This is a genomic window from Duganella sp. CF517, from assembly GCF_900110275.1.
Lineage (GTDB): Bacteria > Pseudomonadota > Gammaproteobacteria > Burkholderiales > Burkholderiaceae_D > Rugamonas.
The window spans coordinates 364,001-377,871 of sequence record NZ_FODC01000004.1 but is presented as its reverse complement, the minus strand read 5'-3'; the positions used below and the strand labels follow the sequence as shown (position 1 = coordinate 377,871).

The window sequence follows — 13,871 nt, the reverse complement described above, 5'->3', positions numbered from 1 at the left end:
AAGCTCATAAAGTCATACCTTATAAGCATATGCACATACAAAATTCGGCGAATGCAAGGGAATTTTTATGTCGCTTGCCAACGCAGGGTGACACGTGGCGCGCCCTCGTCCGCGTCGCCCAATTGGTTGCAATCCATGCCGATGCCGGCGGCAAACAGCATCTGCTTGTCGGCGCGCACCAGCGGCAGGCGGCCGCGCTCCCAGGCCGGAATGCCCAGCGCCTGGTAGTGGTATTTGAGCCCGCGGGTCGGACGGTTGTGCGCCGGCTTGAGCCGCTCTCCCCCCTTGCGGAATTCGATCACCAGCTTTTGCCCGCGCAGCCAGTCCGGGTCCAGCCCGGCTCCGGCGGCGGCGACGTCGAAATGCAGCACGCCGCCGTAGGCCGGGAACGCCATCTCGGTCTCGCCGGTCCACGCGAACGAGGTGCCCGGCGTTTGGTCGAACTCGTCCTCGCGCGTGCCTTCGAGGTCGGCCAGCTTGGGCGTCAGGTGCAGGCGGTCGCGGTGGCGGCGCACGTGGCAGTCCGGATGCGTGACCAGCAGCTGGGCGCCGTCGCGCGCCTCCAGCAATTGCGTGAGCATTTCGGACAGCCAGGCCGCGCTCGGCATGCGCAGGTCGCGCGTGCCGAACCAGTAACGCAGCAGGTTGTAGCTGCGGTCGGTGCTGAGCGTCCGCAGTTTGGCGATGACGATGCAGTCGCCATCGAGGCACAGCGCCAGGTCCTGCTGCGCCAGCTCGGTCAGCAGCCGCTGCGCCGATTGCGCGTGCTGGGCGCTGCGGGCGAAGCGCTCCTGGAAGCCGGGAAACGCTTCGGCCAGCGCCGGCATGACCTTGTGGCGCAGCGCGTTGCGGGCAAAGCGCGGGTCGTCGTTCGATTCGTCGTTGACGTACGCGATGCCGTGCTCGGCGACATAGGCGGCCAGTTGCTTGCGCGAGGCCGGCAGCAGCGGGCGCACCATGACGACATCGGGATTGGCCAGCAAGTCCGGCGCGGCGTTGGCGGCGTCCATGCCGGACAGGCCGGCCGTGCCGGAACCGCGCAGCAGTTGCAGCAGCACGGTCTCGGCCTGGTCGTCCTGGTGGTGGGCGGTGAACAGCAGTTGCACGCCGTGCTCGCGGCACAGCGCGCCCAGCGCGGCGTAGCGCGACTTGCGGGCCGCTTCCTCGGTGCCGGTCTTTTCCTTGCGCACCAGCTCGACGCGGCGCGCCTCGAAGGTGACGCCGAGCGCGGCGCAGGCTTGCCCGCAATGCGCCAGCCAGGCGTCGGCGTTGGCGCTCAGGCCGTGGTGGACGTGGAAGGCGTACAAGGCGACGCCGTGCGCCCGCGCGTAGGCGTGCGCCAGGTGCAGCAGCGCGGACGAGTCCAGGCCGCCGCTGAGGGCGATGGCGATGCGTCCGCCCTCGCCTTCCGTCCGCGCGTCGCCAAGCCGCGTGCGCGCGGCGTCGGCGGCTAGTTCGAAGATATGGGCCAGGGTCGGGATTTGCTGCTTCTTCAAGTGCTGCTCCAAAATGCAAAACCGGGAGCAGCGCTCCCGGTCGGTGTCGATGCCGGCTGGATTATTCCTGCGGCGTGGTTTCTTTGAATTTGCCGTAGCTCATCAACTTCTCGTGGCGCGCTTCCAGCAGGTCCTTGGTTTTCATGCCGTGGAACTGGCGCAGCGAGTCGGCCAGCGCGCGCTTGAGCAAGGTGGCCATCTGCTTCGGATCGCGGTGGGCGCCGCCCAGCGGTTCGCTGACGATCTTGTCGATCAGGCCGATGGCTTTCAAGCGGTGCGCGGTCAGGCCCAGCGCTTCGGCGGCGTCGGCCGCGCGCTCGGAGGTCTTCCACAGGATCGAGGCGCAACCTTCCGGCGAGATCACCGAGTAGGTCGAGTATTGCAGCATCAACACGACGTCGCCGACGGCGATCGCCAGCGCGCCGCCGGAGCCGCCTTCGCCGATGATGGTGGCGATCAGCGGCACTTTCAGTTCGGCCATGACGTACAGGTTGTGGCCGATCGCCTCGGACTGCCCGCGCTCTTCGGCGTCGATGCCGGGGAAGGCGCCCGGGGTGTCGACGAAGGTGAAGATCGGGATGCCGAATTTCTCGGCCAGCTTCATCAAGCGCATGGCCTTGCGGTAGCCTTCCGGCTTCGGCATGCCGAAGTTGCGCATCGCGCGTTCCTTGGTGTCGCGACCCTTTTGATGGCCGATGACCATGCAAGCCTGGCCGTTGAAGCGCGCCAGGCCGCCCACGACCGACAGGTCGTCGGCGTAGGTGCGGTCGCCGTGCAGTTCGTGGAAGTCGGTGAAGATTTCATTCACATAGTCCATGGTGTATGGACGCTGCGGGTGACGCGCGATTTGCGCGACCTGCCAAGGGGTCAGCTTTGCGTAGATGTCCTTGGTCAGTTGCTGGCTCTTCTTGGCCAGGCGGTCGATCTCCTCCGAGATATCGACGGCCGAATCATCCTGGACGAATCGTAGTTCTTCGATTTTGCCATCGAGTTCGGCAATCGGTTGCTCAAAATTGAGGAAAGTCGTTTTGGTCATTGTACCTCCGAGTTTATTCTCAGCTGCGGCTCAGTTGCGATCTTGTGACGCGCACAAAAAGGCCTCGCGCAGCGATTAGAGTGATTATTCTACAGCAACCGGGTCCAAACTACGCCATAAGTACCATGTCGCGACGGTACGCCATGGTTCCCAATTGGCGGAAACCTCGCGCGCGTCGCTGCGCGAGACCGGTTCGCCCGAGAAATAATTCTGGCTGATGCCCTGGATCAGGCCGGGGTCGTCCAGCGGCAGCACGTTGGGGCGCAGCAGGTTGAAGATCAAAAACATCTCGGCCGTCCAGCGGCCGATGCCGCGGATTTGCACCAGTTCGGCGATGACGGCCTCGTCGTCCATCTGGCCCCACTGGGCGCTGTGGACGCGCTTATTCTTGAAGTGGTCGGCCAGGTCGAGGATGTATTCGGTTTTGCGCTTGGACAGGCCGCAGGCCGACAGTTGCTCGGCGCCGGCCTTGATCACTTGCGCGGGCGTGCATTTGGGACAGGCCAGCAGCAGCTTGTGCCAGGCGGCGTCGGCCACTTTGGGCGTGACTTGCTGGCCGACGATGGAACGCGCCAAGGTGGTGAACGGGTCGTCATGGCCGACCAGGTGCAGGTCGCCAAATTGCGGGATCAGCTTTTTCATGATGCGGTCACGCTTCATGAGCTCGATCTTGGCCTCCTCCCAGTACGGCGGCACGGCCGATACCGGGCTGACCGCGCCCTCGTTATCCTTGGCGGTGACCATTATGCGCGGCGCCAGTTGGTGGTGCCGTCAGGCTTGTCTTCGAGGATGATGCCGGCGGCCAGCAGCTCGGCGCGGATCTGGTCCGACGCGGCGAAGTTGCGCGCCTTCTTCGCTTCGATGCGGCGGGCGATGGCGGCGTCGATGGCGGCGTCGCCGGAGACGTCGGCGTCGCCGACGGCGGCCTGGCGGAATTGCTGCGGCGTGCGCGCCAGCAAACCGATGACGTCGGCCAGGCCCTTGAGCTGGCGCGCCACGGCGGGCGATTTCGATCGGTTCAGTTCGCTGGCCAGGTCGAACAGCACGGCCAACGCGACCGGCGTGTTGAAGTCGTCGTCCATCGCCTCGGCGAAGCGCGCGGCGTGCGGCTCTTGCCAGTCCAGCGCCGCGCCATCGCCTTCCACGCCGTCGAGCGCGGTGTACAGGCGCGTCAGCGCGACGCGGGCGTCGTCCAGGTGCGCGTCCGAGTAATTGAGCGGGCTGCGGTAGTGGGCGCGCAGGATGAAGAAGCGGATCACTTCGGCATCGTATTTCTTCAGCACGTCGCGGATCGTGAAGAAGTTGCCCAGCGATTTAGACATCTTTTCGTTATCGACGCGCACGAAGCCGTTGTGCACCCAGTAGTTGACCATGGCGTGGCCGAACGCGCCCTCGGACTGGGCGATCTCGTTCTCGTGGTGCGGGAACTGCAAATCGGCGCCGCCGCCGTGGATGTCGAACTGTTCGCCCAGCAGCGCCGAGCACATCGCCGAGCACTCGATGTGCCAGCCCGGACGGCCCTTGCCCCACTTCGAGTCCCATTTGACTTCTTCCGGCTCCGATTCCTTGGACGCCTTCCACAACACGAAGTCGAGCGGGTCGCGCTTGCCGGTGTTGACGTCGACGCGCTCGCCGGCGCGCAGGTCGTCGAGCGACTTGCCCGACAGCCGGCCGTAGTTGGGGAAATTGCGCACCGCGTAATTGACGTCGCCGTCGGTGCCCTGGTAGGCCAGGTCCTTGCTTTCGAGCGTCTCGATCAGCGCCAGCATTTGCGGCACGTATTCGGTCGCGCGCGGCACCAGCGTCGGCGGCAAGATGCCCAGCGCGCCGGTGTCCTCGTCCATGTACTTGGTGAAACGGGTGGTCAATTGCGAGATCGTTTCGCCGTTTTCCACCGCGCGCTTGATAATCTTGTCGTCGATGTCGGTGATGTTGCGGGCGTACGTGACGTCGTAGCCGGACGCCATCAGCCAGCGGTACATGACGTCGAACGCCATCATCATGCGGGCGTGGCCGATATGGCAGTAATCGTAGATGGTCATGCCGCAGACATACATGCGGACCTTGCCGGCTTCCATGGGAACGAACGTCTGCTTGTCACGCGCCAGCGTGTTGTAAATCTTTAAATTGCTCATCGGACTCTTGGGTATTCTTTTATAGAAGCGCCCGCCGTCTCCGGGCAATACGAGAACCTGGCGCGGCGCCACAGAAGCGGGGCGCACCGGATATTTCATCGCATGCCGTGGAGACTGACAGACCCTCGGTATAGTTATTTCGTTATCTCGTTGCGTTATTTCATTCCACCGGACAGCGGGTAGAATGGAATGTATTGGAGAAGTATAGCATTGATAAAAATCGTATTGGCCCGATATGACTGAGGATTTTGGCTCGTCGGGCCGATCGTCACCAACAAAATCTATATGGGGAAGCAAGAATGTACACATCAAAGACATCGCTGTTCGGCAAACTGATGACCATGTTCGCGGGGGTTGCGTTGTCCGGCGCGGCGCTGGCGGCCACGCCCGCCGCGCAGGCCAACTCGACGGCCGCGAGCGCCACGCCGCAGGTCGAGATCAAGACAACGATGGGCGATATCGTGGTCGAACTCGACCGCGAAAAAGCGCCGAAATCGGTGGAAAATTTCCTCGGCTACGTCAAATCGGGCTTTTATAAAGGCACCATCTTCCACCGCGTGATCGACGGCTTCATGATCCAGGGTGGCGGCTTCGACGAAAAACTGAAGCAAAAGCCGACCAACAAGCCGGTGCCGATCGAGTCGCAAAACGGCTTGACCAATGTCACCTATTCGCTGGCGATGGCGCGCACCGGCGACCCGAACTCGGCCACCTCGCAATTCTTCATCAACGTCGCCGACAACGAGGCGCTGAACTATCCGGGCCGCGACGGCTTCGGCTACACGGTGTTCGGCAAGGTGATCCAGGGCCAGGAAGTGGTCGACAAGATCAAGGGCGTGCTGGTCGACGACAAGGGTATCTTCCAGAACATCCCGGTGATTCCGGTGGTCGTGAAGTCCGCGACGATTTTGAAGACCCCGATCCAGCCAAAACTGTAAAATAGCGGCCTGCGGCATCAAAACACCTTACTTATTACCCGTCACCACACAGGATAACAACATGACCAACGTAATCATCACCACCAACATGGGCAAAATGACCGTCGAACTGAACGACGAAAAAGCCCCGAAATCCGTGGAAAACTTCCTGGCCTACATGAACGCCGGCCACTACAACAACACCATCTTCCACCGCGTGATCGACGGTTTCATGATCCAGGGCGGCGGTTTCGAGCCGGGCATGAAGCAAAAGCCGGCCGACGCCACCGTGGAAAACGAAGGCAAGAACGGCCTGAAAAACGAGCCGTACACGCTGGCCATGGCCCGCACCTCGGCGCCGCATTCGGCGTCGGCGCAGTTCTTCATCAACGTCAAGGGCAATTCCTTCCTCGACTATCCAGGCCAGGACGGCTGGGGCTACGCCGTGTTCGGTAAAGTCACCGAAGGCACCGAAGTCGTCGACGCCATCAAGAAAGTCAAGACCACCCGCAGCGGCATGTTCGCCGACGTGCCGGCGGAAGACGTCATCATCGAAAGCATCGAGCTGGCCGCTTGATTGCAGTTACCCAGTAAGAACACCAGGTAAGCGAGACTCAATGAGCCAACCCCAGACCGGCGAGCGCGTGAACGACGTTCTCGCGCTGTTTATCTCCGATCTGCATTTGCAGCCCGCGCATCCCGCCACCAGTGCAGCGTTTTTCGACTTCCTGGAGCGGCATGCGCGGCGCGCGCAACAGTTGTACCTGCTCGGCGACCTGTTCGAATTCTGGGCCGGCGACGACGACATCGGCGATCCCTTCCACGCGCAAGTCGTCGCCGCGCTGCGCAAAGTGAGCGATGGCGGCACGCGCGTCTACTGGATAGGCGGCAACCGCGATTTCCTGGTCAACGCCGGTTTCGCCGAGGCGGCCGGCTTGACCTTGCTGCCGGAAACCTATGTGACCGAGATCGGCGGCCAGCGCCTGGTCTTGTTGCATGGCGACGCCCAGTGCACCGAGGATGTGAAGTACATGGAATTCCGGGCGATGGTGCGGCAGCCGGCCTATCAAGCGCAATTCATGGCGATGCCGCTGGCGCAGCGCAAGGCCATCATCGCCGGCATGCGGGAAAGCAGCCGCAGCGAGCAAGGCGCCAAATCGTACGAAATCATGGACGTGACGCCGCAGGCGATCGGCGACGTGTTCACGCAAACGGGCACGGAAGTGATGATCCACGGTCACACGCACCGCCCCGCCCTGCACCAGGTCGGCGCCACGCGCCGCTACGTGCTGCCAGACTGGGAACCGGACGCGACGCCGCCGCGCGGCGGCTGGATCGCGATCGACGCCAACGGCGCCATCACCCGCCACGACCTGAACGGCGCCGTCCTGTAAGGCGCCGTCGCAGGGATCAACGGCGCACCGCCGCCAGCGCGGCATTCAAGCGTTTTATCAACGGCTGGTTCAACTCCCGCGTATGGCTGGTCCAGCGCTGTATCGTGCGCTGCAATTCCTGATCGAGCTGATTGGCCTTGGCCGCATCCCCCACGCCGGCCGCCCAGATCGCGCACTCCGCCTGCGTGGTGAAACTATTGTGATGGCTCAGCGCGTAATCGAACTCCGCCCGCGCCTCGTCCTGGCGCCCCGCCGCCGCCAGCGACTGCGCCAGCAACAACGACACCTGCTCCGGCCGGAAATTGCCATTGGCGGCGCGGATGGTTTGCAGATGCGTCACCGCCGCGTCCGCCCTGCCGCACGCCAACGTCGCGCGCGCGGCGCCGAACCGAATTTCCAGATCGCCCGAAAACGGTCCCTGCAAGCACGCCTCGTAGGTCGCCGCCGCCTCGTCCGCGTCGCCCGCCTCCAGCAACGCACTTGCCAGGCGCATCTGGTTCTGCGCGGTCGGCGTGTACTCGTAGGCTTGCCGCGCCTCGCGCAGCTCGCGGCCCGGATCGAGCGTCTTGGCCGCCACCGTCACCACCTTGCGCGCGCCGTGTTGCAGCTTCGAGTTCGGCAAATAGATGGCGACGAAATACACGACGCTGCCGATACCGGGAAACATGAACAATATCATCAGCCAATACATCTGCTGACCGCTGCGGACCACGTGGATGGCGAAGAAAATCGCCACCAGCACGTGGATGCCGATCCCGAATATATACATAAACCGCCCCAACAATGTCATCGATGCGGCCCATTGTAAAAGCTCTTGCCATCGACCACAAGGAAGGCCGCTCCGTTTAAGGCTTCGCTAAACTAAGCCAGTGCCGCCGCCGGCTGGCGCGCATACGCTGCCACGCAGCGCAGCAGGCGGCCGATGAAGACCCCGTTGAACACCCCGAACAAGCCGCTCACGGCAACCACGAACAGCATCTGCCGCTGCAACTCGGGATGCATCGCCGACAGCACCGCGACCGTGTACTTGGTGACAAAGATGGCGACCATCAGCGCCAACGGCGTCCAGCTGCCGCGCTGCAGCACGGTGCCGGTGGCGCGATCGACGGCGATGCCGCCCTTACCCGTGGTCCAGATGATGGCGACGGTGGCCAGCATGCCGCTCAGCCACACCGCCCAGACGCCGGCGCCCAGCGGGCCGTGGCCGTTGATGCCGGCAAGCGACATCACCAGCATGGCGACCGGAATGATGAACATCTTGGACAGCGGTACTTGCCGGTCCTTGGCGGCCAGCACGCCGCGATAAACGAGGAAGGCCAGCAAGGCCCAGACATAGGTTGGCGTGTGGGAAATAATTTGCTGAATCATGGCGGGCTCCGCAGGGCTGGTTAAGTTGTCACCACTATGCCTGCGGCCACGGGCCGGAAACGCGCGATGCGACGAAACGCCGAACGGCGGCGCGAAATGCCGTCAGCCGGCGTGAACTGGTTCGTTCATGCGAAAAATAAACGAGGTGGCGTCGTCGGTGGAGATCACATCCAGTTCGCCATGATGCGACTGCGCGATCTCCGACACGATGAACAAGCCCAGGCCCAGGCCTTTTTGACCGTAGACCGGCTTGCCGCGCCAGAACGGCTTGAACAGCTGGCTGAGCGTTTCCTCGGGAATCGCGGGGCCTTCGTTGGCGACGATGATTTCCAGCGCCCCGCCCTGCTGCGTGACGTGCACGCGCACCGGACGCCTGGCGTCGCCATGCACCAGCGCGTTCTTGAGCAGGTTCGACAGCAACTGCGCCATGCGCCCGGCATCGACCATCAACGGGCCGCCCAGCGACATGTCGGCGATGATCTCGGTTCCCGGATGGGCGCCGCGCAACTCGGCGATGACTTGCTCGAAGGCCGCTTTCAGATTGCCCTCCAGCTTCAGCTCGATCGCGATGCCGCCGCCCATGCGCCCGCGCGTGAAGTCGACCACATCATCGACCAGGCCGGCGATCCGCATGGCGCTGCGGCGGATGCGTTCGACCACCTTGACGACCTGCGGCGGCATGTCGAGCATGCCCAGCACATCGGCGCCGGTGACGATGGAACTGAGCGGCGTGCGCAAATCGTGGCCCAGCACGGCGATGAACTGCTCGCGCAGCTCGGCACTGGCCTGCTCGTTCAGCAGCGCGGTGCGCGTTTCGGCCAGCTCGCGTTCGTTTTCGAGCTGGGCGGAAATCAGCTGGGCGAACAACGCGAGCGTCTGGCTCACCTTGGGCGTCGACAACTCGTTGGGAACCGGGTCGAGCCCGCACAAGGTGCCGAAATAATCGCCGTCCCGGCGGAACAGCGGGATCGAAAAATAACTCTGGAAGCCGTACAGGCGCGGCGTGTGATGGTCGCGGTAGCGCTCGTCCTGCGCCACGTGGTCGATGACGACCGGGTGGCGGGTGTCGCGCACCGCCTCGCAAATGGTGGTGGTGACGTCGAGTCCGTCGCCCACGTTCAAACCGAAGTTGAGCTTGTCCAGCACCGCGCACGTGGTCCAGGAATCGGCGGTCACCCGCGCCACGCAGACAAACCGCAGACCGGTCAGCGCCGCGACGGTCTCGAGTATCGTCGGCACGACGGCCATTGACTGGATGACGGCGATATCGGCGGCGATCTTTGCTTGCATGCAGGATGTCCTTGACGAGTGAGGTGACATCTTACCCGCTAAGCAGCGCGATGCTAGCGCGATTGCTCCGCCGGCCGCAGACTCGCGACCAGGCCGCCGGGACGCGTGCCGATGCCGGTCAAGACGAATTGCACGCCCGCATAGCGCAACTCTTTCGGGTCGAAGGTATGCACAGCGATATCCTTGACGATATTGTCGCCCAACAAGTTCGCGACGCTGGCGAGCTGCGTCTGCTTGCCCGCGTCCATGTTGTCCATGGCGAAGCGATCGACGTGGGCCTCGCTGAGGTAGACGGTGTTGTTCATGCTGTCGACATTGAGCCGGCCGGACACGGTCATGTTGCCGCGCCAGGCCTGGCGCGCCAGCAGCGGCGTCACGTTCACGTCGACGTTCAAGGCGATGCGGTTGTTCTCGGCCAGAATGGCCAGTTGAGGATGGCTCAGCTCGACTTCGAACACGCCCAGCACGCGCTGGCGCATGGGGAATTTCCGGTCGAGATTGTGTTGCAGGCGTTCCTGGGGCAGATCGACCTCGCGCGGGCCGATCAGGGAGGCGCAGGCGGCCAGCAGCAACGCGGCCGCCAGCAGCGGGAAGGCAAACTTGAGGGAGCGTTTAAGGTCGGTCATATTGTCCTTTTCGAGATGGGCTCGTCGACATTATGACCGACCTGCGGCGTCCCGGGTCAGGCGGCGAGATCGCTATCGGACGCGCGGTAGCGCTGCACCTTGTCGCCGGTGACCAGCTCGCCGAACTGCACCGTTCTGGCCGCGATATCGTGATACGCGCCGACCAGGCCCATGTCGCCGCGCTGGATGCAGTCGCGCAGGTGTTGGCTGCCGTTGATCACCGCGGACAGCGAGTTCTCGATGTTCTGGCGGGCGATCCGATCGCGCAGCTCCTTGCTGCCGGCCACGCCGTGACCCGAGCACTGGTGTATCGCCATCTGGATCTTGCCGGTGATCGCGCCGATGCTGTGCGCATGCTCGTTCGCCATCGCCAGGCCGATGGCGCCGCATGACGAGTGGCCCTTGACGACGATCAGCTTGGCGCCCAGCTTGTGCGCGATCTCCAGGCTGCCGATGATTTCCTGGCTGATCACGTTGCCGGCGATACGGATGGTCAGCAAATCGCCCAGGCCCGCATCGAAAATGATCTCCGGCGACGTCCGGGAATCGATGCAATTGACCACCACCGCCATCGGGTGCTGGCCGGAAGCGGTCGCATCGGCCTGATGCAAGTAGTATTTTTCGAAGCAGCGGCCGGCCTTGAAGCGCTCGTTGCCATCACGCAGCAACTGCAGCACTTCATCCGGACGCAGCTTTTTCTGGGTTTCCTGGTCCAGCACGGGCACGAACTGGATCGGGTCGTTCAGCGCGTATTTGTCGCGCAGGCCGATGATATTGAGCTGGACGTCGCGTTCGGCGGCGACGACGCGGTAGTCCTGGATAGTTTCCAAAACGTCATGATCGATAAAATCGGCATTGCCGGCATTGATCAACACTTTCGAGCCGTGCGGAATTTCCCACAGCGCGGTTTTGATCGTGGCCTTGTTCAGGAACGAGACCTGGTTGGGCAATTCCATCTTCACCACTTCGCCGATGTGCAGGCGATATTGCTCCATGGAGTAAGGATTGCGGAAATTGCTGCGCATCAGATAAAACACGCCCGCCGCCAGGCCGATCAGCACGCCCATCAACAAATCGGTGAAAACAATTGCCAGCACGGTAATAACAAAGGGAACGAACTGCGACCAGCCTTTTTGATACATGTCGCGGAACAACGATACCTTGGCCAATTTATAGCCGGTGGTGATCAGGATGGCGGCGAGCGCGGACAGCGGAATGAGATTCAATAACGGACTCAACAATGCAACGCTGACCAGCATGAATACGCCGTGCAATACGGCGGACGCCTTGGTTTTATTTCCGGACTGAACGTTGACCGAGCTCCGCACGATCACCGACGTCACCGGCAAGCCGCCCAGCAGGCCGGCGAAGATATTGCCCACGCCCTGTGCCACCAGTTCGCGATTTGGCGGCGTTTCACGCTTGTGGGGATCGAGCTTGTCCACCGCTTCGACATTCAGCAGCGTTTCCAGCGAAGCGACGATGGCAATGGTAATCCCGACGAACCAGACGTCGCGGTTGCCGAAATGGATAACGTCTGGTAAATGCAGATAGGCGCCGAGATTATCGGTGTCGATCGGTGGAATATCCACCAGATGCGTTTGTTCTATGCCGAGCGCTGGAACGTACTTATTGAAAAGGATATTCAACAGAATAGCCAACGCCACCACAAACAGCGGCGCCGGCAACAGCTTGAATCGCTTGAACGGGGTTTTATCCCAATAAACCAGAATCAAAATCGACAGCAGGGAAATAATCAGCGCGCCGGGTGTGATGACACTCAACGCGTTGAGAATGGCCGAGAATGTATTCTCACCGTTCCCCTGCGTGAACGAGAAATTATCGACATCAGTCTTGTCGTACCCGATGGCGTGCGGGATCTGTTTCAGTATCAACAGGATACCGATCGCCGCGAGCAGTCCTTTAATCACATTCGAGGGAATATAATTAGCGATGAAGCCGGCCCGGAATAGGCCCATTGCCAGCTGCAATACCCCGGCGATCAATATCGCCACCAGCAGGATCTCGAAGGTTCCGAGCTTGGTGATCGACGCCAGCACCACGGCGGCCAGCCCGGCGGCCGGCCCGCTGACACTGGTCTGCGAGCCGCTGATCATCCCGACGACGATGCCGCCGATGATGCCGGAGATGATGCCCGAGAACAGCGGCGCCCCCGACGCCAGCGCGATGCCCAGACAAAGGGGTAGCGCCACCAGGAAGACCACGATAGCGGCCGGTATATCGTACTTGAGTTTATTCATAATCAATATCCATGCTGATGAATGATTTAAACGGATGACTATGATTAGTCAGACAGGCGCCAGCCATCATCCACCGATGATCAAGATGACATCGAATTGGAAGAGATTTAAACACGAGGTTATCGAGGGCAGCACTGCCAATTAACCCGGACGCCTGCGCAGGCGTATGGAAAATTGGACTATCTCATCGCCACCGCTATCGTGATTGATAACAGCGCGAATGAGGACAACCAAAGGCTTCGGCGGTGAAAACAATATAGCACGGACTTTTCGGCGATGGCAACATTGTTCGATAATTCATATTTTAAACAATCCTTTCCTAATGACATTCAATTTCGCGCACCAATTTGGTGCCGTTTAATATGTCAAGTCCGGTATTCTACTTATGTGGTCCGAATAATATACAATTCATATACCGGATATATTCGGAAAGTACGCGATTGCTAGCCGGCCCTAATAATCAAAAAGATGATCGCTTCGGCGTCCCGGCCGGTCCGCTGAATTGGGCGCTGCCGATTTCAGCCTGGCTTTACGATGGACCGGAGTGGTCTTTTTTGAACAGGATTGATAATAATGATTTCAAATATACGTATTGGGTGCGCCGGCTGGAGTATCGACCGGGAATCGGCGGCGCGCTTTCCTGGCGAAGGCAGTCATTTGCAGCGTTACGCCACCGTCCTGAACGCGGCGGAAATCAACTCATCCTTCTACAAGCCGCACCAGCACTCGACTTACGCGCGCTGGGCCGACAGCGTGCCGGAGACGTTCCGGTTTTCGGTTAAGTTACCGAGAAGCATCAGCCATTATCAAAAGTTGGCGGACGTTGATGATCTATTGGCAAGGTTTGCGGAGGAGGCCGGCACGCTCGGCGACAAACTCGGCTGCATCCTGGTGCAGTTGCCGCCGAGTCTGGTGTTCGATCCGGACGTTGCCGACGGCTTTTTCGAGCGCCTGCACGGAAACTTCACCTGCGCCTTCGCCTGCGAAGCGCGCCATGGAAGTTGGTTCGGCGACGACGCGACCGCGTTGATGAAACGTCATCGCGTCACGCGCGTCATCGCCGACCCGCCGGCGGGCCAGGCCGGCGTTTTCGTGCCGACCACGGACATGGTTTACGCGCGTTTGCATGGCAGTCCCCGCATTTATTATTCGCCGTATCAACAAAATTATCTGGATCAGGTGGCCGACTATCTCAAAAAACATCCGGGGTGGTGCATCTTCGACAACACCGCGTCCGGTGCGGCGCTGCCCAACGCGCTCGAATTGATCGCCAAACTCGGCTAGGCGCGCGGCCGCGAGCAGCCGGCTCGCTGTTTCCGCTTGCTTTTTGCAGCATCACTGTTATAGT

The 13,871-nt window shown here is 61.6% G+C and carries 13 protein-coding genes; 4 read left to right on the top strand and 9 right to left on the bottom strand.

Annotated features, from left to right (window positions below; genetic code table 11):
* Positions 1 to 65: 65 nt before the first annotated feature.
* The 4 genes from tilS to cysS all read right to left on the bottom strand — a co-directional run bounded on the left by tilS (position 66) and on the right by cysS (position 4,667).
* The gene (tilS, locus tag BMX85_RS17780; protein ID WP_090321065.1) at positions 66 to 1,496 is read right to left on the bottom strand and encodes a tRNA lysidine(34) synthetase TilS; all 1,431 of its coding nucleotides are present in this window, start codon (positions 1,494 to 1,496) and stop codon (positions 66 to 68) included.
* A gap of 61 nt (positions 1,497 to 1,557) precedes the next feature.
* The gene (locus tag BMX85_RS17775) at positions 1,558 to 2,532 is read right to left on the bottom strand and encodes an acetyl-CoA carboxylase carboxyltransferase subunit alpha (RefSeq protein WP_090321062.1); all 975 of its coding nucleotides are present in this window, start codon (positions 2,530 to 2,532) and stop codon (positions 1,558 to 1,560) included.
* A gap of 84 nt (positions 2,533 to 2,616) precedes the next feature.
* A complete protein-coding gene (locus BMX85_RS17770) occupies positions 2,617 to 3,276 on the bottom strand; it encodes a DNA-3-methyladenine glycosylase family protein (protein WP_090321059.1) in 660 nt (219 codons plus the stop codon).
* Positions 3,276 to 4,667 (bottom strand): cysteine--tRNA ligase, encoded by a 1,392-nt coding sequence (cysS, locus tag BMX85_RS17765; RefSeq protein WP_090321055.1) that lies wholly within the window; start codon positions 4,665 to 4,667, stop codon positions 3,276 to 3,278. Before cysS ends, BMX85_RS17770 begins: the two co-directional genes overlap by 1 nt.
* Positions 4,668 to 4,966: 299 nt before the next feature.
* Here cysS and BMX85_RS17760 point away from each other — a divergent pair, with 299 nt between their 5' ends.
* From BMX85_RS17760 to BMX85_RS17750, 3 genes are all read left to right on the top strand, one after another.
* Positions 4,967 to 5,605 (top strand): peptidylprolyl isomerase, encoded by a 639-nt coding sequence (locus BMX85_RS17760; RefSeq protein WP_090321052.1) that lies wholly within the window; start codon positions 4,967 to 4,969, stop codon positions 5,603 to 5,605.
* Between the two features lie 61 nt (positions 5,606 to 5,666).
* On the top strand, positions 5,667 to 6,161 hold the full coding sequence (locus BMX85_RS17755) for a peptidylprolyl isomerase (RefSeq protein ID WP_090321049.1): 495 nt from the start codon (positions 5,667 to 5,669) through the stop codon (positions 6,159 to 6,161).
* Between the two features lie 40 nt (positions 6,162 to 6,201).
* Complete coding sequence (locus BMX85_RS17750; RefSeq protein WP_090321046.1) at positions 6,202 to 6,978, top strand: UDP-2,3-diacylglucosamine diphosphatase; 777 nt, start codon at positions 6,202 to 6,204, stop codon at positions 6,976 to 6,978.
* Positions 6,979 to 6,994: 16 nt separating this feature from the next.
* Here the strand turns inward: BMX85_RS17750 and BMX85_RS17745 are convergent, their stop codons facing one another.
* The 5 genes from BMX85_RS17745 to BMX85_RS17725 all read right to left on the bottom strand — a co-directional run bounded on the left by BMX85_RS17745 (position 6,995) and on the right by BMX85_RS17725 (position 12,523).
* On the bottom strand, positions 6,995 to 7,747 hold the full coding sequence (locus BMX85_RS17745) for a tetratricopeptide repeat protein (protein WP_090321043.1): 753 nt from the start codon (positions 7,745 to 7,747) through the stop codon (positions 6,995 to 6,997).
* Positions 7,748 to 7,839: 92 nt separating this feature from the next.
* Entirely contained in the window at positions 7,840 to 8,346 is a 507-nt protein-coding gene (locus tag BMX85_RS17740; protein WP_090321039.1) for a DUF6622 family protein, read from the bottom strand.
* Between the two features lie 102 nt (positions 8,347 to 8,448).
* Complete coding sequence (locus tag BMX85_RS17735; RefSeq protein ID WP_090321036.1) at positions 8,449 to 9,636, bottom strand: GAF domain-containing sensor histidine kinase; 1,188 nt, start codon at positions 9,634 to 9,636, stop codon at positions 8,449 to 8,451.
* Positions 9,637 to 9,689: 53 nt separating this feature from the next.
* Positions 9,690 to 10,262: a DUF1439 domain-containing protein gene (locus BMX85_RS17730; RefSeq protein WP_090321033.1), complete on the bottom strand. Its 573-nt coding sequence runs from the start codon at positions 10,260 to 10,262 to the stop codon at positions 9,690 to 9,692.
* Between the two features lie 56 nt (positions 10,263 to 10,318).
* Positions 10,319 to 12,523 (bottom strand): bifunctional SulP family inorganic anion transporter/carbonic anhydrase, encoded by a 2,205-nt coding sequence (locus BMX85_RS17725; protein WP_218147368.1) that lies wholly within the window; start codon positions 12,521 to 12,523, stop codon positions 10,319 to 10,321.
* Between the two features lie 573 nt (positions 12,524 to 13,096).
* Between BMX85_RS17725 and BMX85_RS17720 the strand changes: the two genes are divergently transcribed.
* Complete coding sequence (locus BMX85_RS17720; protein WP_090321030.1) at positions 13,097 to 13,807, top strand: DUF72 domain-containing protein; 711 nt, start codon at positions 13,097 to 13,099, stop codon at positions 13,805 to 13,807.
* The last annotated feature ends 64 nt before the right edge of the window (positions 13,808 to 13,871 follow it).